The organism is Streptomyces sp. NPDC004327 (assembly GCF_042873935.1).
Lineage (GTDB): Bacteria > Actinomycetota > Actinomycetes > Streptomycetales > Streptomycetaceae > Streptomyces.
On sequence record NZ_JBIAME010000001.1, the window covers coordinates 1,063,886 to 1,084,737 of the forward strand.

18 protein-coding genes and 2 pseudogenes are annotated in these 20,852 nt (G+C 71.8%); 8 read left to right on the forward strand and 12 right to left on the reverse strand.

Going from position 1 to position 20,852, the window contains the following annotated elements; genetic code table 11:
• Positions 1–26: 26 nt before the first annotated feature.
• From ACFYU9_RS04610 to ACFYU9_RS04625, 4 genes are all read right to left on the reverse strand, one after another.
• The gene (locus ACFYU9_RS04610) at positions 27–440 is read right to left on the reverse strand and encodes a hypothetical protein (protein WP_389342328.1); all 414 of its coding nucleotides are present in this window, start codon (positions 438–440) and stop codon (positions 27–29) included.
• Positions 437–2,560, reverse strand: coding sequence for an integrase (locus tag ACFYU9_RS04615; protein ID WP_389342331.1), 2,124 nt, complete (start codon positions 2,558–2,560; stop codon positions 437–439). The genes ACFYU9_RS04610 and ACFYU9_RS04615 overlap by 4 nt, the downstream gene beginning before the upstream one ends.
• Complete coding sequence (locus ACFYU9_RS04620; protein ID WP_389342333.1) at positions 2,557–4,212, reverse strand: hypothetical protein; 1,656 nt, start codon at positions 4,210–4,212, stop codon at positions 2,557–2,559. The genes ACFYU9_RS04615 and ACFYU9_RS04620 overlap by 4 nt, the downstream gene beginning before the upstream one ends.
• A gap of 74 nt (positions 4,213–4,286) precedes the next feature.
• Positions 4,287–5,828, reverse strand: coding sequence for a site-specific integrase (locus ACFYU9_RS04625; RefSeq protein WP_389342336.1), 1,542 nt, complete (start codon positions 5,826–5,828; stop codon positions 4,287–4,289).
• A 43-nt stretch (positions 5,829–5,871) separates the two neighbouring features.
• Here ACFYU9_RS04625 and ACFYU9_RS04630 point away from each other — a divergent pair.
• Positions 5,872–5,961, forward strand: a pseudogene (locus ACFYU9_RS04630) (dipeptidase); the annotation flags it as partial.
• A 37-nt stretch (positions 5,962–5,998) separates the two neighbouring features.
• On the opposite strand, the gene ACFYU9_RS04635 reads toward ACFYU9_RS04630, so the two are convergent.
• Together ACFYU9_RS04635 and ACFYU9_RS04640 are read right to left on the reverse strand one after the other, a co-directional pair.
• The gene (locus ACFYU9_RS04635; RefSeq protein WP_389342339.1) at positions 5,999–6,991 is read right to left on the reverse strand and encodes an MBL fold metallo-hydrolase; all 993 of its coding nucleotides are present in this window, start codon (positions 6,989–6,991) and stop codon (positions 5,999–6,001) included.
• 117 nt (positions 6,992–7,108) lie between these two features.
• Positions 7,109–7,771, reverse strand: coding sequence for a LysE family translocator (locus ACFYU9_RS04640; RefSeq protein ID WP_389214658.1), 663 nt, complete (start codon positions 7,769–7,771; stop codon positions 7,109–7,111).
• A 113-nt stretch (positions 7,772–7,884) separates the two neighbouring features.
• On the opposite strand from ACFYU9_RS04640, the gene ACFYU9_RS04645 reads away from it, so the two are divergent.
• Complete coding sequence (locus ACFYU9_RS04645; RefSeq protein ID WP_389214656.1) at positions 7,885–8,337, forward strand: Lrp/AsnC family transcriptional regulator; 453 nt, start codon at positions 7,885–7,887, stop codon at positions 8,335–8,337.
• 24 nt (positions 8,338–8,361) lie between these two features.
• Here the strand turns inward: ACFYU9_RS04645 and ACFYU9_RS04650 are convergent, their stop codons facing one another.
• The 3 genes from ACFYU9_RS04650 to ACFYU9_RS04660 form a co-directional block, all read right to left on the reverse strand.
• The gene (locus ACFYU9_RS04650) at positions 8,362–9,504 is read right to left on the reverse strand and encodes an RNA polymerase sigma factor (RefSeq protein ID WP_389215106.1); all 1,143 of its coding nucleotides are present in this window, start codon (positions 9,502–9,504) and stop codon (positions 8,362–8,364) included.
• Between the two features lie 14 nt (positions 9,505–9,518).
• Positions 9,519–9,926, reverse strand: a complete 408-nt coding sequence (locus ACFYU9_RS04655; protein ID WP_389214653.1) for a YciI family protein — start codon at positions 9,924–9,926, stop codon at positions 9,519–9,521.
• A gap of 138 nt (positions 9,927–10,064) precedes the next feature.
• The gene (locus ACFYU9_RS04660; RefSeq protein ID WP_389342342.1) at positions 10,065–11,534 is read right to left on the reverse strand and encodes an aldehyde dehydrogenase family protein; all 1,470 of its coding nucleotides are present in this window, start codon (positions 11,532–11,534) and stop codon (positions 10,065–10,067) included.
• Positions 11,535–11,662: 128 nt separating this feature from the next.
• Here ACFYU9_RS04660 and ACFYU9_RS04665 point away from each other — a divergent pair, with 128 nt between their 5' ends.
• On the forward strand, positions 11,663–12,442 hold the full coding sequence (locus ACFYU9_RS04665; RefSeq protein ID WP_389342345.1) for a TetR/AcrR family transcriptional regulator: 780 nt from the start codon (positions 11,663–11,665) through the stop codon (positions 12,440–12,442).
• A 21-nt stretch (positions 12,443–12,463) separates the two neighbouring features.
• On the opposite strand, the gene ACFYU9_RS04670 is transcribed toward ACFYU9_RS04665, so the two are convergent.
• Positions 12,464–12,685, reverse strand: coding sequence for a hypothetical protein (locus ACFYU9_RS04670; protein WP_389214644.1), 222 nt, complete (start codon positions 12,683–12,685; stop codon positions 12,464–12,466).
• 274 nt (positions 12,686–12,959) lie between these two features.
• Here ACFYU9_RS04670 and ACFYU9_RS04675 point away from each other — a divergent pair, with 274 nt between their 5' ends.
• Positions 12,960–13,448, forward strand: coding sequence for a VOC family protein (locus tag ACFYU9_RS04675; protein ID WP_389214641.1), 489 nt, complete (start codon positions 12,960–12,962; stop codon positions 13,446–13,448).
• 15 nt (positions 13,449–13,463) lie between these two features.
• On the opposite strand, the pseudogene ACFYU9_RS04680 reads toward ACFYU9_RS04675, so the two are convergent.
• Positions 13,464–14,375, reverse strand: a pseudogene (locus ACFYU9_RS04680) (SDR family NAD(P)-dependent oxidoreductase); the annotation flags it as partial.
• Here ACFYU9_RS04680 and ACFYU9_RS04685 point away from each other — a divergent pair.
• On the forward strand, positions 14,308–14,580 hold the full coding sequence (locus tag ACFYU9_RS04685) for a hypothetical protein (protein WP_389342348.1): 273 nt from the start codon (positions 14,308–14,310) through the stop codon (positions 14,578–14,580). The pseudogene ACFYU9_RS04680 and the gene ACFYU9_RS04685 sit on opposite strands and share 68 nt — an antisense overlap.
• Before the next feature lie 119 nt (positions 14,581–14,699).
• Here ACFYU9_RS04685 and ACFYU9_RS04690 read toward each other — a convergent pair whose 3' ends face one another.
• Positions 14,700–16,973: an alpha-galactosidase gene (locus tag ACFYU9_RS04690; RefSeq protein WP_389342351.1), complete on the reverse strand. Its 2,274-nt coding sequence runs from the start codon at positions 16,971–16,973 to the stop codon at positions 14,700–14,702.
• 172 nt (positions 16,974–17,145) lie between these two features.
• On the opposite strand from ACFYU9_RS04690, the gene ACFYU9_RS04695 reads away from it, so the two are divergent.
• The 3 genes from ACFYU9_RS04695 (at position 17,146) to ACFYU9_RS04705 (ending at position 20,845) form a co-directional block, all read left to right on the forward strand.
• Complete coding sequence (locus ACFYU9_RS04695; protein ID WP_389342353.1) at positions 17,146–18,306, forward strand: ROK family protein; 1,161 nt, start codon at positions 17,146–17,148, stop codon at positions 18,304–18,306.
• A 272-nt stretch (positions 18,307–18,578) separates the two neighbouring features.
• On the forward strand, positions 18,579–19,850 hold the full coding sequence (locus ACFYU9_RS04700; protein WP_389342356.1) for an ABC transporter substrate-binding protein: 1,272 nt from the start codon (positions 18,579–18,581) through the stop codon (positions 19,848–19,850).
• Positions 19,850–20,845, forward strand: a complete 996-nt coding sequence (locus tag ACFYU9_RS04705) for a carbohydrate ABC transporter permease (RefSeq protein ID WP_389214626.1) — start codon at positions 19,850–19,852, stop codon at positions 20,843–20,845. Before ACFYU9_RS04700 ends, ACFYU9_RS04705 begins: the two co-directional genes overlap by 1 nt.
• The last annotated feature ends 7 nt before the right edge of the window (positions 20,846–20,852 follow it).

The following is a 20,852-nucleotide window of genomic DNA, read 5'->3' on the forward strand; positions in this document are numbered from 1 at the left end:
CACCTGCGTCGGAGGTGGGGGTCTGGTCATTCCCTCTTCGGATGGAGGGGTACGACATTGGCTGGTGCCTCCGCCGAGCTCTCGCTCAGATTGTGGCCCTGACGAGTGAGGACGGCGTTGGCAAGTGCGAGCTGAGTGACTTGGTGCCGGAGTGCTGTGATTTCGGCCTTCTGCGCGGCAACGGTTTCCTTCAGGTCGGACACGGTCTTGCGGAGCCGTTTTTCCGATTCCGGGGGTTGCTTCGTCTCGGTGCGGACGCGTTCGTAGAACTCGGCCTTCAGGTCGGCGTGGCGCTTCTGGAGGGCCATGCGGTGAACACCGGCTTCGGCCGCGAGAGCGACGACGGTCAGTGCGCCGTCGGAGGCTGTGGGCCGGCCGGTGAGTAGCCGGTCCATGGCGGCACGGATGCGTGCGCGCTCGTCGGTGGATTGCTCGGTCATGACAGGTCCTCGGCAGATTGGGCGGTGGCGTGGTGAGTGTCGGCGGTGGCGCGGTACTGCTCGGCGGCGACGCGGAGGCGCCTTGCCAGCGGCTGAGGGGAGAGGGCCGCAAGTTTGTTGATTCGGTCGGTCTCTTCCAGCAGTTCGTTCGCGTGACTGTCGAGGCGGACGGCGTTCCCGCAGCCGGGGCGGCAGTCGAACTGGTTCGGAGCGGTTGCATCGGGGCCTGGTTCGCAGAGCGCGGTGTCGCGCTTGAAGACGCAGATCAGCGAAGCGTCCGGGTTGTCGAAGAGGACCAGGCCGTCGCGGGCCAGGTAGTCGGCGGCCTGTTTGGCGAACTTCTGGGTGACGGTACGGCCCTCGAATCGTGGCACCTGGACCGCGGCAGTGAGGGCTCGTCGGGCGGCGGGACCGGAAATCTTCTCGCCGGCAGCGAGGCGGTCCCGCAGCCGTGCGGCGATGTCAGCCGCGGCCAGGGCGGTCTCGACATCAAGGACACTGTGGATGCCGCGGCGGCTTCGGCTGCCGTACCCGCTCGACGTACGGGCGTCGAGGACGGTGCGCATGTGGCCGTACTGGATCGCGAGCGCGACAAGTCCGCCAGGTCTGCGGGCGACGTGCCATGCAAGGGTCCGACGGAACCGTCCGAGCCCGATGGCGCCGTGAGGATCTTCGGGAACACCCTGGTCCGGCAGCCCTTGGGATTCGGCTTCCCGGTTGATCCAGGCGACGAAGCTCTCGATCCGCTGGTTCATACCGGCGTTCTTCAAGGCGCCGCTGAACTGGCGGCCACGGACAAAGTCGAGATGAGTGGAACTGAAGAGCAGTTCACCCTCGGGAACCATGCGTTCAAGGACTCGGATCGCATGGACGACCGGGGTGATGGCGACCCAAGGGACATCCCGTTCCTCACCGGCCGAGACGTGCTGGCCGTCGTCGTCGGTGACGTTCTTGTAGTGGCGACTGCGGATGAGATGTCGGCCCCCGTCCTCGGGGTCGGGGCAGCAGCCGGACCGGAGACCTTGTACTTCCTGCGGCCGCATGCCGGTCAGGTAGAGGCAGACGATCAACGCGGCGGTGGACAGGTGCCGCATCAAGTTCGGGGCTTCGTTGAAGTCGAGGTGCTCGCGCCAGGGTCTGCCGTTGATCTGCCCGGTCACGACTACCGGGAGCGGGCAGGGCCCTGGCTGCAGCGTGCCGAGCTTATGGCGTTGTCGAAAGCCACTGACCTGGTTGACGCTGCAGCCGACGGTGGCCGCGATGAATGTTGCGGCCAGGACAGTCTTGCCGCGCCACTCGGTGGTCGGCATACCCGTGCTCGCGGCGAGCCGGGGCAGAAGGTAGTCATCAAGCGCGGCCAGTCCCGTGGGAGAGCTCGGGTTGGTGACGGCCAACTGCTGCATGCGGCGGCATTCCGCCCAGGCGGCCAGGATGTCTTCCGCGAGGTCGTCGACCATGCGGATCGCCCACATCAGTAGCGGGCTCACCACGCTCGGATCCAGCGGCTCGGTTGTGTTCTCGCCGGTGTCCTGCGGGGTGGATGCTGGGAGGTAGTTGTCGACGCCTTCCCTTTCCCAAGGCGGTTGCGTGACGCCGATGGGCTGAGTGCAGAGCTGGTCGAATGCCCACAGGTCGGTGAGGCGACTCAGAGTCTCCTCAGCGTGGTGTCGGGCCGGATTGGCACGGAAACGGTCCGTGACGTAAGCGATCCAGTGGTCGTCGGTGCAACCACGCAGATCTTTGACGCCAGCGGCGTCCAGCCAGCGGCCGAGTCGCATCCACTCGTAGCAGGTTTCCCGCATTTCATTGGCGGAGCCCCTGGAACGGGCCCGAATCCCTCGGCTCCGGAGGTAGGTGGGCCGCAGCTGGCCGTTCAACAGAATCCAGGTCACCTGCTTGATCTGCCCCGTCATCGGCTCGGGGCAGTTCTTCCAGTGGATTTTGATCAGGCCGGCGCCGGGACGGTCGATGAGCGGTCCGAGCGGCCAGACCGGCTCCTGGTAACGACCGTTGGAGTTGGCGTTTCCGGAGCTGATCCACCGAGGAAGGACGACCGGGCTGTCCGGGGTGGGGATCGGCAGCAGATAGGGGTCGCCCTCCGAGGCAAGAGGGAGGCTCATGAAGCAAGTTGTCCCTTCAGCAGAAGATCGACCAGGGTGCGGTCGGTGTCGCAGGCCCGTACCCGAGCGGCAGCCCAGGACGGGCGGCCGACCTTGTCCGCCAGGTCGTCGAGCCGCTGCCAGTGCGCGTACCAGCGCTGGTGCCATCTGTGTTCAGGCATCGCCGACCGCAGGCCCTGGATGTGTTCGTGAAGGAGGGCGAGGCGGGGGTGGTGACCCGGGTGGACATGTGCGTTGGGGCATGCGAGGCAGAGCAGGAAGTCGGCTCCGCAGCCGCCGTCCGGGGCGGGCCATGGGGTGGTGGTCTCGTCCGCGCAGTCCGCGGTCGCGGTCTGCCCGTGGGCCGGGTCCGGACCTTGAGCGAGGTGGCCGCCAAAGAAGATCTTCTGCGCCTGGTCGAGAGCTTCGAGCGCGCCGTCCTCGAAAACCTGCTGGGAGGCTTGCCGGACTCCTTGGTCGGGCAGCACGTAGATGCTCTCGTGCGTCCCCTGCGTGTGCTGGAGAGGCTTGCCCTCCCGAATCACCGTTGTGCGTCGGATCTGGCGGAAGGGCGAGCCGCTCAGCTTGTGCTCGACCGCCCAGGACTTCCCGTCGACCCCCGAGACACCGAAGACGAGCGGGCCCACTGCCTGGGGACGGTCCATGTCCTTGCGTTCGCCCCTCTGTCGAACCGCGCGGGCTGTCATCAGCAGGTCTGTGCCTGGAGCCAGTTGCGCAGCCAGGAGTCGACCGTGGAGCGTGGCCTGCAGTGCCTGCGTGATCAATCGCCCTGGCGAGTCGGCCCCGGAGTCGGTGACGTTCTCCGTGGAGAACCAGCGGCCGTTCCCAGCCCGGCGCTTCTCGACCTTCACGTGGTAGGTCACGTTCGTGCTCTCCGCAACCGACGGAGCCCTGGTCGGGGCCGGCATACGGTCATAGATGGAGAGGTTCCAGCCGAAGCGATCGGTCAGCAGTACGGCCAGGGCTGTCAGCTCCGACGGGGTCAGGAACAGTCGGCCCCACGTGTGCTCGATGTCGCGGCCGCCCAGCAATCTGCGGTTGGTGATGGCCTGTCGACCACTCGGCAGCTGCGTACGGGGCACGTCCCCGGCACGAGCCACATGGTCCAGCGTTTCCCCGAGCCGCCAGTCATGGCTGCCCTCATCCAGGGCTCCGGCCCGCCACCTCTCCAGCAGTTCACTGTTCTCCCGGATCCTGAGCCAGGCAGCCCGGAACTGACGGCCTGCTGCCAGCAGCACGTGCTCGCGTTCCGCCTCGTCGTAGGACTTCCTGACGGGCTTCGGTGCGGGAACGCGACGGGCCAACTCCTCTGCGACCGGCCCTTCGCCCAACCGGGGGTCGCTGCGGAGTATCCGATGGACCACCCGCAACGTGGTGCGACCGGTGTTCGTGCTGATGTTCTGCAGCCGCCAGCGTTTGAGCGTCGCTGCGTCCAGGCCGGTCAGATCCTGGGGAGGAGTGTCGAGACCTGAGATGAACTCGGCGAACGTCTTCAGCCTGTTCCAGGCGGCTGTGGCGCTGTAGTGGCTGGTCCATCTCGCCTGCTGGGCAACGAACACCGTTGCCAGAGAGCGCTGCATCGGCTCCGGGACGGGCAGGTCGGAGAAGACGAAGTCCTTTCCGTGGCCAGCCTTGTTGACGGCGGTGACCACCAGTCCGCCTGCGGCAAGCGGCGGCTCCGTGGTGAAGTCGGTCGGAGGCAGGACCGCCCGACGCCCCCGGCGGCTCATCGGCCGGCCACCGGCAGCCGGTCGACGATGACGTCGATGTCCTGAATCCCGGCCGACTCCTTCGCGAGCCGCGTGAACACGCCGTCGATGTCCTCAACCTTGCGGTCGGGTTCGTCGGCCTCGGCCGTCGCCAGGATCGACTCCAGCTGCAGGTGCGCGACGGGAGCCAGGTAATGGCGCTTTGTCGTCTCGACGTCCGCGTGCCCGAGGAGGGTCTTGACCAGCCACCAGGGATCACCGAACAGCATCGCGAAATCCCGGCGATCCGCCGCGGTCAAGCCGAAGCGGGCCTCCATCAGCTGGTTCAGCACGATGAGCATGTAGAGCGCGAAGGAGTGACGCGTGGAGTGCGGAGTCGCATACGGAGTCAGGCCCCGGACCTCTGCGGCTCGAAGGTTCCGGCTCACCTCCCGCTCAGCGGGGGACAACAGCACCTCTTCGCAGCGCAGGTTCGCCGTGGTGAACACCGTGTTCCAACGGTCGGGAAGCATCGGCAAGCCCTGCTCGGTCAGCCACAGCCACGCAGGTTCCGGCCCCTCCGGGCCTTCGAGGAACAGCCACTGCCGTTCCCGCCAGCCCAGATGGGTCAAGTACTGATGGCCCTCGACACCGTCTCGGTCCACCCAGAAGACTCGCGGTGCCCGGCCGTGGGTCACTTTCGTGATCAGGCGCATCTGCGCAACCCGCTCGTAACGGCCCACCTGCTGAGCGCGCTTCACGGCCCAAGCGCGCTCCGACTGCACGTAGGTCTCGACCTGCCCCAGGGCGTCCACCGAGGTGTAGAAGGTACGGCCGTTCTTCGATCGGGTCACCGCCCCGGCGAGCTGGCCGTGCTGGTAGCGCCCGTGCTGCAACCGCTGAGCGGGCAGTTCGAACGTCAACAGCGACCCACCTTCCTGCCGTCGAAGCCCCGAGCTCAAGGTGAACCGGACGAACGAGGTGTTACGGGCCTCGGTCCGCGCATCCCACCCCCAAGTCGGCACCCCGTCGCGGCCATGACCGCGCAGCCCAACGTCCGACCACAAGCTCCACGTACGCGGTGTCAGCCACGACACCCGGGCACTGACCGAGTCGGCCGCACGGTCCTCCCGCCGGGACGCGTCCACCGGTCGCGGGCTCACCCTCGCCCACTTGAACAGGCGTGTGAAGGCCGCGGCCTCACGGTTCCATTTCGACCCGCTGATTCGCTCGGGATTCTGCGGAGCATCACAGCGCCAGGTCCTGTAGTTCAGCAGGTCCTGCTCGGAGGCCCGGCGCCAGTCGATCCCGCGCGAGGACAGGAAGGTCAGGAGGATCCGAATGTCCGTGGCGTAGTTCCGCTTCGTCTCCCGCGCGAGGAAGCGGAAGTGCTTCGAGAGAACGAACTCCAATAGGTCGGAGTTGATGGTGAAATCTGGAGCGATGAAGACAGGATCACCCGGCAGCAAGCCGATCCGCTCGACCGCCCTCGGCAGATCCTGGACCCCCAGCACTCCCGCTTCAGGAAGCGTCCCCCACCGGCCCGGGTCGGGCACCCACACCACATGCCACTCACTCACACTCGCTCCTCCCCTGACGCTTGAACACATCCAATCATCAGGGAAGTGGTGGCACTGGTCCTTCGGAGACCGCTACTGGGCCCTGGCGACGGGAGCACCCGCCGCCCTCTACGGCCCGAAGGAGATCGGCTGACCCGGCCATGGCGGCCCGGGCCGCCATGGCCGCGAGGTCACCCGCGCGCCCCCGGCGGCGGCCACGCCCGCGGATACGGCACCCGCAGCGACTCCGGTGCCGTCGCCCCGTGTTCGGCGGACGCGTGCAGCCGGCCGTCGCGCAGGACGATCGCGCCGCTGCCGAGCATGGTCGTGACCAGCTCGGCGGCGAGCTCCTCGGGGCTCCTGCCCAGCAGACGGGCGGCGTCCGTCAGCCACGCCCGCGCGTGCAGATACGACTCGGCCTCACCGGCCGGTATCCCGCCGCGGATCATCAGCGCGAACGCGAAGATCCGCCGCGCCCCGTACCAGACGGCCCCGTGCGGGTCGTCGACCAGCCGCCGGGCCCGGCGCAGCGCCGTGGCGAACGCCTGCTCCGGGTCGGCGGGGATCGGGCCGTGCGAGGGAAGGATCACGCGCGGAGCGAGGTCGGCCATGCGCTTGAGGGAGGCGAGCGCGGTGGCGGCGGCCTCCGGGCCGTCGAGGGCGAGGTTCACCCAGCCCACGTCGTAGTCCGACAGCGCGTCCCCGACCACGAGCAGCCGCTCCTCCGGCTGCCACAGCGCCAGATGGCCCGGCGTGTGCCCGGGCGTGCGGACGACCTCCCAGTCGGCGTCGCCGAGCCGGAGGATCCGCCCGTCGTCGAGCGGGACGTCGACGGTGTACGGGGCGACGGGCTGGTCCAGGTACTCGGCGGCGCAACACCCGGGATCCCGCCGCGCGATCGCCTCCGCCTCCGGGGCCCCGGCCGCGACGGCGGCGCCGCGCGCCTGGAGCAGGGCGTTGCCGCCGACGTGGTCGGAGTGCCAGTGCGTGTTCACGACCAGGCCGACGGCCCCGGCCCGCTCGCGCGCCCAGTCGGCGGTGGCCGCCGCGCTGCCGACGAAACCGCTGTCGACCAGGGCCGGTTGCCGTCCGTGCAGCAGCAGTGTGTTGGCGTCGGGGAAGGGCCGCTGCCACCACGTCACCCAGGACGGCAGCTCGGGGGCGGGGGAGGTGCGCGGGCTCACCGCGCGGGCCCGGTCACGCCGGCCGGCGTCTGCCAAGTATGGTGCCGGGTCTCGTGCTGCGTCGGGTCGTCCACGTGCTCTCCTTCGTCCGCGTACGGGGTGAGGCGGGGTGGTGCGTCAGCCGGCCAGGCGTTCCAGGAGGAGGAAGCCGCCGATGACGATCATCATGGCACCGGAGGCGCGGGTGACGGCCCGGGCCGCCGACGGCCGGGCCTTCAGGACCGTGCGGGCCAGGACGCCGACACCGAGGTAGACGACGGCGCACGCCGTCATGTGGAGCGTGCCGAGCAGCCCGGTCTGCGCGGCGACCGGCCAGCCGCCGGAGGTGTCGATGAACTGCGGGAAGAGGGAGAAGTAGAGGAGCAGCGCCTTGGGGTTCATGCCGCTGATCCCCATGCCCCTGACCATGAGCCGCGCGCGGGAGGCCCCGGCGCCCCCGGCGCTCCCCGGGGAGCCGGCCGCCCCCGCCTCCCCGAGCGCCGCGCCGGAGGCCGCCGGCACGGCCGGCTGCCGCAGCACGCCCCAGCCCAGCCACACCAGATAGGCGGCCCCGGCGACCGTCAGCACGGTCAGCACGGCCGGCGAGCTCGCGACGATCATCACCAGGCCCGCGACGGCGAGCAGCGTGTACCCGGCGTAGCCGGCCACGAGACCGGCGACCGCCGGGACGACGGATCGTTCCCGCAGCCCGGCGGAGATCGCGTACGCCCAGTCCGCGCCGGGCGTGAACACCAGCAGCAGGTCCACCGCCAGGAAGGCCGCCAGTGTCGTCGTGTCCATCGATGGTTCCCTCTCACGTTCCATGCGTTCGAGAGGGAAGGCTAGGCGGGATATGCCCGAAAGTGTTTGCTTTCTTCCTTCATGATCGCGCCCTGTGAGGGAGAATCTTCTCCATGGATGCCATGGACCGGAAGATTCTTACCGAGCTGCAGCTGGACGGCAGGCTGACCGTCACCGAACTGGCCGCCCGCGTGCGGCTCAGCGTCTCGCCCTGCCACCGCCGGCTGCGCGACCTCGAACGCGAGGGCGCCATCCGCGGCTACCGCGCGGTCGTCGACCCCGCCGCCGTCGGTCTGAACTTCGAGGCGCTGGTCTTCGCCACCCTGCGCTGGGAGTCGGCGGAGACCGTGACGGCCTTCGAGGAGGCCGTCACCGCCATCCCGCACGTCATCCAGGCCCAGCGGCTCTTCGGCGAACCCGACTACCTGCTGCGCGTCGCCACCACCGACCTCGTCGCCTACCAGCACCTCTACGACCAGCAGCTCGCCAAGCTCCCGGGCGTCCAGCGGCTGACCTCCACCCTCGTCATGAAGAACGTCATCGACGAGCGGCCCCTGCCCGAGTAGCGCCGGCCGGGGAGAACGAGGCGTTCAGCGCAGGCGTGCGTTGAGCCGGGCGGCCTGGCGCGTCAGATGGTCGCGCTCGGCGAGGTGGGGCGCCCGGCGGGCCGCCTCCGCGTACAGCCGCGCGGCCGTCACCAGGTCGCCGTCGCGCTCGTGGAGGTACGCCGCGACCGCCGCGTACCGGGGCAGCGCGGGGTCCAGCTCCGCCAGGGCGGCGAGTCCGGCCCGCGGCCCGTCCGCCTCGCCGACCGCCACCGCCCGGTTGAGCCGGACGACCGGGCTGTCGGTCAGCCGTACCAGCTCGTCGTACCACTCGACGATCTGCACCCAGTCGGTGTCCTCGGCCGTGGGCGCGTCGGCGTGCAGCGCCGCGATCGCCGCCTGCGCCTGGAACTCGCCCAGCCGGTCGCGGGCCAGCGCCGCCTGCAGGATCCCGACGCCCTCGGCGATCGCGCCGGTGTCCCAGCGGCCACGGTCCTGTGCGGCGAGCGGCACGAGGCTGCCGTCGGGCGCGGTCCGGCCGGCCCGGCGGGCGTGGTGGAGCAGCATGAGCGCGAGCAGCCCCGCCGCCTCGGGGTGGTCGACGGCGGCCACGAGCTGCCGGGTCAGCCGGATGGCCTCGGCGGCCAGGTCGACCTCGCCGGAATAGCCCTCGTTGAAGACGAGATAGAGCACGCGCAGCACGGTCGAGACGTCCCCGGGCCGGTCCAGCCGCACGGCGGAGACCGTGCGCTTGGCCCGGCTGATGCGCTGGGCCATCGTCGCCTCCGGCACCAGGTACGCCCGCGCGATCTGGCGCGTGGTCAGCCCGCCCACGGCGCGCAGCGTGAGCGCGACCGCGGACGACGGGGTCAGCGACGGGTGGGCGCACAGGAAGTAGAGCCACAGCGTGTCGTCGACCGCGCTCGCGGGCCCGGGCGCCGGCTCCTCGCCGGCCCGGTCCTCGCGACGCCGGCGCGCGGTGTCCGCCCGCCTCGCGTCGAGGAACTTCCGCCAGGCCACGGTGATCAGCCAGCCCCGCGGGTCCCGGGGCTGCTCGGCGGGCCGGATGCGGAGCGCCTCGACCAGCGCCTCCTGCACGGCGTCCTCGGCCGCCGCGAAGTCGGCTCCGCGGCGGACGAGGACCCCGAGCACGCCGGGCACGAGGCTCCGTAGCAGGCCCTCGTCCATCGGCATCGCGGACGTCACTCCGTGATGACGGGCAGCGCGGTCAGGAACGGGCGCAGCTCCAGCCACTCGTGGATCGGCTGCCCGCCCGCCCCGGGGGCCGCCGACAGCTCACCGGCCAGCTCGACCGCGCGCTCGTAGCTGTCGACGTCGATGACCATCCAGCCGGCGACGAGGTCCTTGGTCTCGGCGAACGGGCCGTCGGTGACCGGCGGCCGGCCCTCCCCGTCGTAGCGGACCCATGCCCCCTCGGGGGCGAGCGCCAGCTCGTCGACGAACTCGCCGGTCTTCTGCAGCCGGGCCGCGAAGTCGTTCATGTACCGCATGTGGTCCGAGATCTCCTGCGGCGTCCACTGGTCCATGGGAACGCAGTTGACCGCCTCGGGAGCGCCGCGGTAGTGCTTGAGCAGCAGGTACTTGGCCATGGTGTGTCTCCTCGGTGCTGTGCGGCCCATTCTGGCCGCGCTCACCCCGGGGACGGAGCCGGTGACACGTTCTCGACATCCCTCCGCGATTCTTTTTCGCTTCTTCTTCCGCGCACTTGCGGCGTGGGCACGGCGGGCTCAGCGGCCGCTTCGCATGAGCGCCCTGGTGAGACGCAGTCCGCGTTCGGCGAACGGCGGCTGGACCAGGCGCAGCGTGTCCGGCCGCAGCGGCTTGCTCAGGACGGGCTTGAGGTGGCTGAACGTCCGCAACGAGTACGCACCGTGGTACGCGCCCATGCCGCTCGCGCCGACCCCGCCGAACGGCAGGCCCGGCACGGCGACGTGGACGAGGGCCGCGTCGTGGACCACGGCGCCCGAGGAGGTGCGCTGCTCGAAGAGGCGGCGGGTGCGGGCCGAGGAGGTGAAGACGTACAGCGCGAGCGGCTTGTCCCAGCCGTTGATCACCCGCACCGCCTCCTCCGCCGAGGCGACGGGGACGATCGGCAGGATCGGGCCGAAGATCTCCTCCCGCAGCACGGGGACGGCGGCGTCCGGGCCGACGACGGGACGGGCGGCGTCGTCGCGGCCGCCGCCGGGGACGGTCACCACCGTGGGCGCGACGTAGCGTTCGCCGCGGTCGTGCTCGCCGCCGGCCACCACCTCGACCCCGTCGAGCAGACCGACCAGACGATCGAACTGTCGCTCGTTGACGATGCGCCCGTACCGCTCGCTCGCCCGCGGATCCGTGCCCCACAGGTCCTCGATCGCGTCCCTGAGCGCGTCGACGAGCGCCGGCACCCGGTCCGGCGTGGTCATCACGTAGTCCGGGGCGACGCAGGTCTGCCCGGCGTTGGTGAACTTCGCCCACGCCAGCCGGCGGGCGGCCGCCCGGAGACCGGCGTCGTCGTCGATCCAGGCGGGCGACTTGCCGCCCAGTTCGAGCGTCACCGGCGTCAGGTTCTCGGCGGCCGCGCGCATGACGATCCGGCCGACCGTGCCGCTGCCGGTGAACACGATGTGGTCGAAGTGCTCCCTGAGGAGTTCCGTGGTCTCCGGGACGCCTCCCTCGACCACGCCGACCGCACCGTCGGGGAAGTACCGCGGCACGAGGCGGGCGACCAGCGCGGAGGTCGCGGGCGCGAGCTCGCTCGGCTTGAGCACCGCCGTGTTCCCCGCCGCGAGGACACCGGCCAGCGGGTTGAGCAGCACCTGCACCGGATAGTTCCACGCCGACATCACCAGGACGACGCCGAGCGGCTCGGGCACCAGCCGGGCCCGGCCCGGCAGCAGCGCCAGCGGGACCGGGCCCCGCCGGGGCCGCGCCCATCGCCGCAGATGGCGCAGGGTGTGGTTGATCTCGGCGATGGTCACGCCGATCTCGGTCACCTGCGCCTCGGCCGGGCTCTTGTGGAGATCGCTCCACAGGGCGGCCTCGAAGGCCGGCTCGTTCTCCGTGAGCATCGCGCGCAGCGCGTGCAGGGAGCGGACCCGGGCGGCGAGCGGTCGCGTCGCACCGGAGTCGTAGCGGGCGCGGGCGTCGGCGACGGTCCGGGAGATCGGGGCGGCCGCCTTGGGGAGCCGGGGCGTGGCGGGCATCGAGGTCGTCATGGCCACACCGTACCCAAAAGCGAAACGAAAGCTTTTCGTTTAGGATGTGACGGGCGCCACGATCGGCGGCGGGGAGCCGGCAGAGGCACCGCCGCCCGGGCCCCGGGCCGCATGAGAGGGTTCCCGGTATGACCACGCAGACCAGTACGCCGCGCAGGGGGCGGCGCAACGACCCCCGCGTGGACGCGGCCCTGATGAACGCGGCGATCGAGGTCCTCAACGAGACGGGGTACGCGGCCTTCACCACGACGGCCGTCGCCCGGCGCGCCGGCGCCTCCACCGCCTCCCTCTACCGCCGCTGGCCCTCGAAGCAGGCCCTCGCCGGAGCGGTCGCCCGTCACATCGCGCTCGACGAGCTGAGCGGCATCGACACCGGTTCCCTGGAGGGCGACCTGCGCGAACTGCTCACCCGCAAGCAGCGCATCCTGGACGCCGCCGCCGGCCCGGCGCTGCTCTCCCTGATGGGCCAGGCCGCGCACGACGCGGACCTGCGGCGGATCCTGCACGACGACGTCTATCTGGCGACCCGTGAGACCTTCGCGACGCTGGTCGACCGGGCCGTCCACCGCAAGGAGCTGGACCGCGCGCTCACCCCGGCGCGTACGAGCGTCCTGGCCCTGGTCCTGCTCGGCACCGCCCTCGCCCGCTCGGTCTTCGTCGCCCCGCCCGGCACACCCGCGAACGCGTCCACCGGCGAGCGGGCCGGGATGGACCCGAGCGGGGCGGGCCCGAGCGGGACGGAGTCGAGTGGGACGGAGCTGAGCGGGACGGAGTCGAGTGGCACGGAGCCGAGCGGGTCCGCGCGCGCCGGGGCCGGTCTCGCCGACGGCGACCTCGCCGAGACCGAACTCCGCCTGCTGCTCGACGCGCTCGGCCGCCCGGGTCCACCGCTCCCCGCCGGCGGCTAGCGTCTGCCGGGCGCGGCCCGCTCAGCCTTCCCGTGCGGCCGGCAGCGACGCGAGCACCTGCCGGTGCAACCGGGTCAGGACGGCCACGAGAACGATGAGGATCGCGTCCAGGACCAGGACCGAGACCAGGGGCGGCACCCACCGCGCCGCCACCCCGGCGACCACGAACGCGCCGCACGCGACGAGCCGCGCGCCCCAGGCCTGACCGGTGGAGAGGTAGTACCACCACGCCTGGGTGATCACGGAGAGGGCCGGGCCGCCGAACAGCAGCAGGCCGATCCCGGTGCTGCCGGAACGGCCCCGTGCTCACGTCGGAACGCCCGTCGGAACGCCCGTCGGAATGCCTGTCGGGCGCGGGCCCTGGCTCGCCATGACCTCACCGTAGGGCCGCCGTACGCGATCACGCGCGGCGAGGCCGCGGCGCCGGGTCCACGAGGAGATGCGGGCCCCGGCGCCGTCGGGAGAATGGGTACCGCACGAGCACGACCAGGCAGGGTGCGTACGAGAGGTACTCCTCATGGCTGTTTCCAGCACTCCGATGAACCTCACCCGGGCCGCCCACGTCGGCATCTCGGTCTTTGACCTCGACCGGTCGATCGCCTTCTACACGGCCCTCACCGGACAGGCGCCCGTCGCCGAGGGGACCATGAGCAGCGTGCCCTTCGGCAAGTCCCAGGGGTTGCCCGTCGCGAAGCTGCGGTACGCGACGATCAACATCGACGGCCTCGGCATCGACCTCATCCAGTTCCAGGACCCGGTCGGCGAACGCACCGACGGCAAGGCCAACCGCCCCGGCTCCATGCACCTGTGCTTCAAGGTCGACGACTTCGACGCCGTGTACCGGCGCATGAAGGAGGCCGGCTACGACTTCCTCGGCGACGACTACACGTTCATCGCCGGCGAGGTCACGCCCGACGCGGCGCTCGGCACGAAGGTCGCCTACTTCAACGACCCGGACGGCACCAACCTGGAGATCATCGAGCCCAAGGGCGGCTTCGCCAACTGAGCGCGCCGCGACGGCTCAGCCGGCGGCGTCCGCGAGCAGCTCCTCGGAGAGCTCCCACAGCCGCCGCGCGCCCGCCGGGTCGACGGCGTAGCGCGCCACGCCCCGCAGCGGGGCGCCCCGGCGGTCCAGGACCTCGGCCTCCGCGCAGTCGGCGAAGTAGCGGCCGCCGACGCCGTCGAGCAGCGGGGAGGTGGCGACCAGGACGGACGTGGCCGCGCCCTGCCCGACCGTCTTGATCAGCTCGTCCGGGATGCCGCCGCTGCCGCGGCCGCCCTCGGTGTGGCGCTGGAGGTTGGTGTGGATGGCGCCGGGCATCACCGCGTTGGCGGTGATGTTGTCGCCGGCCCAGCGGCGGGTGGCCTCCACCGCGAACAGCACGTTCGCGGTCTTGGACTGGCCGTAGGCGAGCCAGGGGTCGTAACGGCGGAAGGCGAAGTGGACGTCGTCCCACACGACCGGCGACAGCTGGTGCCCGCTGGAGCTCACCGAGACGACGCGCGCGGCGCCGTCGGCGGCGAGCGCGCCGCGCAGTCCGGTGGCGAGCGCGAAGTGCCCCAGGTGGTTGGTGGCGAACTGCCACTCCCAGCCCTCGGCGGTGTGCTTCTCGGGGCAGGCCATGACGCCCGCGTTGTTGACCAGGACGTGCAGCGGGCCCTGCCAGGAAGCGGTGAAGGCGGCGACGGACGCCGGGTCGGCGAGGTCGAGCCGGGCGACGTCGAGCTCCTCGTTGCCGGTCGCCCCGGCGATGTCCCGGGCGACGCGCTCGCCCGCCGCCACGTCGCGCACGGCCAGGGTGACGGCCGCGCCGGTGGCGGCGAGCGCCCGGGCGGTCTCCGCGCCGAGACCGGAGGAGGCGCCGGTGACCAGGGCGCGCCGGCCGGTGAGGTCGACGCCGTGCGCGACGTCGGCCGCGGTGCTGGAGAAACCGCCGCCCGGCGTGCGCGTCCTCCCGGTCCGCGGCGGCCCCCAGGAGACCCGCCGTCTCCTCCTCGCCCATCTGCCCCAGCCGCTGTCCGACCCGACGACCCGCCTCGCGGCGGCGCTGCGGACCGCGGCCGTGGAGGCCGGGGATGCGCGGGAAGTGGGGTACGTGCGGGAAGCCAGGGAGTCCCGGGACGCCGGGGACGACTAACCGTTGAGCTCCCGCAGGCGCACCACCGCCGTCCCGGTCGGTGTCGTGCCGGCCGTGTCGGCCTCCTGCCCCTCGCGTGCGGGATTCGGCGTACGACGGCGGTTCGCCACCCGGCCCGGTCAGTCGAGACGCCGGAGCCGGATCAGACTGCTGGCGTAGTCGCCGGCGGGCAGCCGCGGGTCGATGCCGTGGTGCCGCAGCGTGGCGCCGTCGTGCACCTGGCCGGTGTCGGTGTCGAGATAGCGGGCGGCGGCGTCGAGCGTGGGCAGGCGCAGCGGTGCCGGCCGGTGGCCGAAGCGGGTGGTGGGGCGCCAGGAGAGGAGGACGTGCTCGACGCCGTCGGGGGCGGCGTAGTGGACGGAGGTGACGTCGCCGGAACCGCTGAGGCGGTACTGGTGGCCGCGCTGGACCACGGGCCGGATCTCCTTGTAGCGGGCGACCAGTTCGGCCGCCTCCTTCAGCTCGTCCTGCGTCCACCGGGCGAGGTCGCCGCCGAGGCCGAGCGCTCCGGCCATCGCGACGTGGAAGCGGAAGCGCAGCGGCGTCGCCCGGCCGGTGAGGCCGTTCGGGCTGTCGGTGACCCAGGCGGCCATGGTCTGGGCGGGGAAGAGCTGGCCGAAGCCGTGCTGGATGCCGATCCGGTCGACGGCGTCGGTGTTGTCGGAGATCCACGCCTGGTCGGTACGGGTGAGCATGCCGAGGTCCACCCGCCCGCCGCCGCCCGCGCACGCCTCGATCCGCAGGCCCGGGTGGTCGGCGCGCAGCCGGTCCATGACGCGGTGGACGGCCCGGGTGTGGTCGATCCACACCCGGTCGGGGTCGGGGTGTCCGGCCCGGCCGGCCTCGGTGAAGGGGCGGTTGGCGTCCCACTTGAGCCAGTCCACGGCGTTCTCGGTGACGAGCCGGTCCAGGGTCCGGCTCGCCCACTCCTCGACCTCGGGTCGGGAGAAGTCGAGCATGAGCTGGTTGCGCAGCTCGGTGGCGTCCCGGAGCGGCGTGTGGATCACCCAGTCGGGGTGGGCGCGGAACAGCTCGCTGTCCCGGTTGACCATCTCCGGCTCCACCCACAGGCCGAAGGCCATGCCCAGGCCGTGGACGTGGTCGGCGAGGGGCCGCAGCCCGTCCGGGAACGCCGCGGTCCGGGGCGTCCAGTCGCCGAGGCCGGCCCGGTCGCTCGTACGGGCGCCGAACCAGCCGTCGTCCAGGACGAAGAGTTCGACGCCGAGCCCGGCGGCGAGGTCGGCGAGACGGCACTGGGCCGGCTGGTCGACGTCGAAGCCGGTGGCCTCCCAGGAGTTGTAGAGCACGGGCCGGTCGCGGCCGGGCTCCGGCAGGACGTGCGCGCGGAGGTGGGCGTGCCAGGCGCGGCTCGCCCCGCCGAAGCCGCCTTGGGTGTAGAGGCCGGCGAAGACCGGGGTGCGCAGCGTCTCGCCGGGCCGCAGGGTCCAGGCGAGCCCCTCGTGGCCGAGGCCGCCGGTCCAGGTGGTCCGGCCGACCGGGTCGCGGTGCACGGTGACGCGCCAGCTCCCGCTCCAGGCGAGCGCGGTGCTCCAGACCTCGCCCCGCTCCTCGGTGGCGGTGCCGTCGTCGAGCGCCAGCCAGGGCGAGGCGTGATGCCCGGTGATGCCGCGGCGGCTGGTGAGCACGGTCTCGGCGACCGGCAGCCGGTCGCGCTGCAGCTGGAACTCGCTGGACCAGCCGCCCACCAGGTGGCTGAGCCGGTAGTCGGCGAGCCGGGGCGCGGTCCAGGAGGCGGAGTCGAGGCGGGTGACGGTGATCGGGCCGGCCCCGGTCCGGCCGCCGGCTCCGGGTCCGGTTCCGCCACCGGCCCCGGTTCCACCGCAGGCTCCGGCCTCGGTTCCGGCCCCGGGGCCGAAGCCCTGCCCGTCGCGCTGCCCGCCGTGTTGCCCGTCATGTTGCCCGTCGTCCGGCTGCCCGTCGTCCGGGCCGCCGGTGTGGGTGAGTTCGGTCCAGCGCTCGACGACGTCGGTGTCGGGGTGCACCCGGTAGCAGAGTTCGGCGGTCAGCGGATAGCGGCGGTCGGCCAGCCGGAGCCGCAGTTCGGTGCCCTCGACGCGGTGGCCGAGGAAGCGCCACTGGGCGCCGGCCGTACCGTCCGCGAAGCGCACCTGGAGTCCGGCCGGGCCGAAGCGGGGGCCGGTCTGGATGCCGAGTTCGTCGGCGGCCGCCTCGTCCTCGAAGCTGCTGTCGGCGGGGGAGCGGGGGTGCCGCAGCGCTGCCGGATCGAGCTCCGGGCCCCAGTGCACATGGCGGGGGCTGCCGTCGGCGCCGACGCGTAGGGCGTAGACGCTGTTGCGGGTGCGCAGCACGGCGAGGCCGAGGTCGGTGTCGAAGGAGATGGCGGTGGAGATGACGGAGGAGGCGGCAGGCACGGATGTCCCCATGGAGTTGCGGTGGGCGCGGGGGACCGGGGGGCCGGAGCGGAGCGCCGGCGGGCCGGTCCGGAGCGCGTGACGGGCACGGAGAGGTCGCCCGAGAGTAGGGAAGGCGGCGGTCCGAAATCAATACTGGACGAAGTTATTTATTTACCGGTACGTTGCCGCCGTGTTTCCGAACCACTCCCAGCCACTGGTCACCGCACCGGCCGAAACGGCCATGCTGGCCCTGCTGTTGGCCGAGGGCCCGCTGAGCCGGGTCGAACTGGCCCGCCGCACGGGCCTGTCGTCGACCGCTGTCACCAAGGCGGCCCGGCCTCTCATCGAGGACGGCTACCTGCACGAACTCCCCCCGGAGCGCACCGCTCCGGGGGCCGGACGGCCGGTCAACCCACTGGCCGTCACGGCGGACCGCGAGTTCTTCGTCGGGGTGAAGATCAGTGCCGACGCGCTCTTCGGCGCGGTCTGCGACCTGCGGGCCGGCATGCGGGCCACCGCCGGCCGTCCGCTGGGCGGGGACCGGGGACCGGAGGCCGTGGTCATCCTCCTCTGCGAACTCGTCGAGGAGATGCTCGACATGGACCCGGCGTTCCGGGAGCGCGCCCGTCACCTCGGGATCGCGGTCTCCGGCGACGTCGACCGCGGCGCCGGCCGGGTCCGCTACTCGGTCCTGCCCGGCTGGCGCGACATCGCGCTCGCCGAGACGGTGGCGAAGGCGACCGGCCTGACCGTCACCGTGGAGAACGACGTGAAGGCGCTCACCGCCGCCGAGCACTGGTTCGGCGACGGCATCGGCACCGAGTACTTCGCGCTGGTCACCATCGGCGCGGGCATCGGCTCCGGACTGGTCGTCAACGGCCAGCTGATCGCCGGCGCGTACGGTGTCGCCGGCGAGATGGGACACATCAGCATCGACCCGGCGGGACCGCCGTGCCACTGCGGCCAGGTCGGCTGCGTGGAGGCCATCGCCTCCACCGACGCCATCCTCGCCGCTGTCCGGGGCGAGAACGGCCGGGGCGACCTGGATTTCGACGGCGCCGTGCAGCTCGCCCGCGGCGGAGACCCCGCCGCCCGCGCGGTCTTCGCCCGGGCCGGACAGGCGATCGGCACCGGCATCGCCACCCTGGTCAACCTGCTCGGACCCGAGCGCATCGTCGTCACCGGAGAGGGACTCGACACCTACGACCTCTTCGGCGTGCACATCAGGGACGCCTACGCCCGCCACTGCTTCAAGGCGGCGGCGAAGTGCCCGCTGACGCTGCGCCCGCTCCCCTGGGAGGAATGGGCCAGAGGGGCCGCCGTCCTCGGCATCCAGGCGCTCTTCCCGTAACGCATCCGGCACGTCGGCACCTCCGTACGTCGCATCGCCCGCACGTCCGCACAGCCGTACGTCGCAACGCCTGCATGTCCCCGCACCTCCGTACGTCGCAACGCCCGCACAGCCGCACGTCCGTACGTCCGTACGTCTGCACATCCGTACATCCGCACACCGCGCACCACACCCCCGGCCGCCGCCGTCACCCGCCCGCGGGCAACCGACGGCGGACACCGACCGGGGACGGACACCCATACCCTCAACCCTCACACCCTCGGGGATGCGAAATGAGCGCACACAGGGCCCAGCTCAGCCGACGCGGATTTCTCGGCGGCACCGCACTCTTCGCCGCCGGCGCGCTCGTCGGCTGCACCACCGACCCGGCCGGCGGCGGCACGGCCGGCGCGAAGACCACGCTGAACGTCTGGTTCCACGCGTACGGCGAGGCCGGCACCCAGCAGGCCGCCACCCGCTACGCGGAGAGCTTCACCAAGGCCCACCCGGACATCGCCGTCAAGGTGACCTGGGTGCCCGGCGACTACTCCAGCAAGCTCAACGCCACGCTGCTCACCGACGCGGCGCCGGACGTCTTCGAGATCGGCGACTTCAGCGAGGGCATGGCCCGGCGCGGCCAGATAGCCGCGCTCGACACGCTGTACGGCAGCGCCAAGGCCGACTTCAGCCCGGGCGACCTCGACGTGGTCACCGTCGACGGGAAGCTCTACGGCGTCAAGATGGTCGACGACGTCATGATGCTCTACTACCGCAAGAGCGTCCTCGCCAAGGCGGGCATCGCCCCGCCCACCACCTTCGACCAGCTCGTCGCCGCCGCCAAGGCGCTCACCACCAAGGACCGCAAGGGCCTGTTCGTCGGCAACGACGGCGTCGGCGACACCGCCATCCTGGCCGTGTTCTCCAACGGCGGCGACCTCGTCACCGACGGCAAGGTGGCGTTCGCCTCCCCGCGGGCCGTCGACGCGGTCACCGGCCTCAGGCGCCTGCACGACGACCAGTCCCTGCTCCTCGGCTTCACCACCGACTGGTGGGACCCGGCCGCGTTCACCCAGGACGTCGTCCCGATGCAGTGGTGCGGCCTGTGGGCCATGCCCGCGATCAAGACCGCGCTCGGCGACGACTTCGGCGTCCTGCCGTGGCCCGCCTTCAAGCCGGGCGGCAGCCCGGTGGTGCGGGTCGGCGGCTGGACCAGCTGCGTCAACGCCAAGAGCAAGCACGTCGACGCGGCCGAGAAGTTCGTCCAGTGGCTCTGGGTCGAGCAGACCGCGCTGCAGAAGGACTGGTCGGAGAACTACGGCCTCCACATCGCGCCCCGCCGCTCCGTCGCCGGCTCCGACGGCAAGCTCTCCCAGGGCACCGCGAAGGAGACCGTCGAGCTCGCCGCGAAGTACGGCAAGCACAACCCGAACACCTGGGACTCCGCCGTCTCCACCCCGTTCAACGCAGCCGCCGCGAAGATCGCCACCGGACAGGGCGACCCGGCCCGGCTCCTGGCCGACGCGGCCCGCCAGGCCCAGACCGCCGTGGACAAGCAGCGCGCCTGATGAACGTCGTCTCGGGCACCACCACGCGCCCCGCGCGCGCCGGGCACCCGGCGGTGGCGAAGAAGTCGCGGGGCCCCGCTCCGGCCCGGGCGCGGCGCGCCGACCGCCGCGCCCGGGGCGCCTTCCTCCTGCTCACCGCCCCCATGCTGGCCGGCCTCGGGATCTTCAAGTACGTGGCCATCGGCTGGAGTTTCCTGCTCAGCCTCAGCGACGCCCACGGCAGCATCGCGCTCGGCCGGTGGGCCGGCCTGGACAACTACCGCAGGCTGCTCTCCGACGCCGCGTTCCGAGCCTCGCTGGGCCAGATCCTGCTGTTCACGCTCGTCGTCGTCCCGCTCACCTTCGCCGCCTCGCTCGGCCTCGCCCTGCTGGTGCACCGCGTCCGGCGCGGCCGGGCCGTGGTGCGCACCGCCTTCCTGATCCCCGCCGCCGTCTCGTACGTCGCGGCCTCACTGCTGTGGAAGATGTGCCTGTTCAACGGCCTGCCGGCGGGCATCGCCAACACGATCGGCGGCTGGTTCGGGATGTCCGCCGTCCCCTGGCTGCAGACCACCTCACCGCCGCTGTACTGGATCGTCCTGGTGAGCGTCCGACTGTGGCTCCAGGTCGGCTTCTACATGGTGCTGTTCCTGGCCGGGCTGCAGGCGATCCCGAGGGAGATCCACGAGGCCGCGGAGCTCGACGGCGCCACCGGATGGCGCAAGCTGCGCCGGATCACCCTGCCGATGCTGCGCAACACCTCCGTCGCCGTGCTGATGCTGCAGTTCATCGCCGCCTTCCAGGCGTTCGACGAGTTCTACAACCTGTTCAACAGCGGTCTGTCCGGCGCGGCCACCGCACCCGTGCAGACGCCGCTGGTCTATCTGTACACCACCGCGATGAGCGCCCAGGACTACGGCCTGGGCTCGGCGGGGGCCTTCGTGCTCACCGCGCTGATCGTGGGCGTGACGCTGATCCAGGGCCGGGTCACCGGCTTCGGCAAGGGCGAGGAGTGAGCGGCGC

Coding starts and splice junctions, on each gene's coding strand:
- ACFYU9_RS04705 (WP_389214626.1), top strand. CDS start 19,850: ATGAACGTCGTCTCGGGCACCACCACGCGCCCCGCGCGCGCCGGGCAC.
- ACFYU9_RS04640 (WP_389214658.1), bottom strand. CDS start 7,771: ATGGACACGACGACACTGGCGGCCTTCCTGGCGGTGGACCTGCTGCTG.
- ACFYU9_RS04700 (WP_389342356.1), top strand. CDS start 18,579: ATGAGCGCACACAGGGCCCAGCTCAGCCGACGCGGATTTCTCGGCGGC.
- ACFYU9_RS04615 (WP_389342331.1), bottom strand. CDS start 2,560: ATGAGCCTCCCTCTTGCCTCGGAGGGCGACCCCTATCTGCTGCCGATC.
- ACFYU9_RS04675 (WP_389214641.1), top strand. CDS start 12,960: ATGGCTGTTTCCAGCACTCCGATGAACCTCACCCGGGCCGCCCACGTC.
- ACFYU9_RS04660 (WP_389342342.1), bottom strand. CDS start 11,534: ATGACGACCTCGATGCCCGCCACGCCCCGGCTCCCCAAGGCGGCCGCC.
- ACFYU9_RS04655 (WP_389214653.1), bottom strand. CDS start 9,926: ATGGCCAAGTACCTGCTGCTCAAGCACTACCGCGGCGCTCCCGAGGCG.
- ACFYU9_RS04610 (WP_389342328.1), bottom strand. CDS start 440: ATGACCGAGCAATCCACCGACGAGCGCGCACGCATCCGTGCCGCCATG.
- ACFYU9_RS04645 (WP_389214656.1), top strand. CDS start 7,885: ATGGATGCCATGGACCGGAAGATTCTTACCGAGCTGCAGCTGGACGGC.
- ACFYU9_RS04665 (WP_389342345.1), top strand. CDS start 11,663: ATGACCACGCAGACCAGTACGCCGCGCAGGGGGCGGCGCAACGACCCC.
- ACFYU9_RS04650 (WP_389215106.1), bottom strand. CDS start 9,504: ATGGACGAGGGCCTGCTACGGAGCCTCGTGCCCGGCGTGCTCGGGGTC.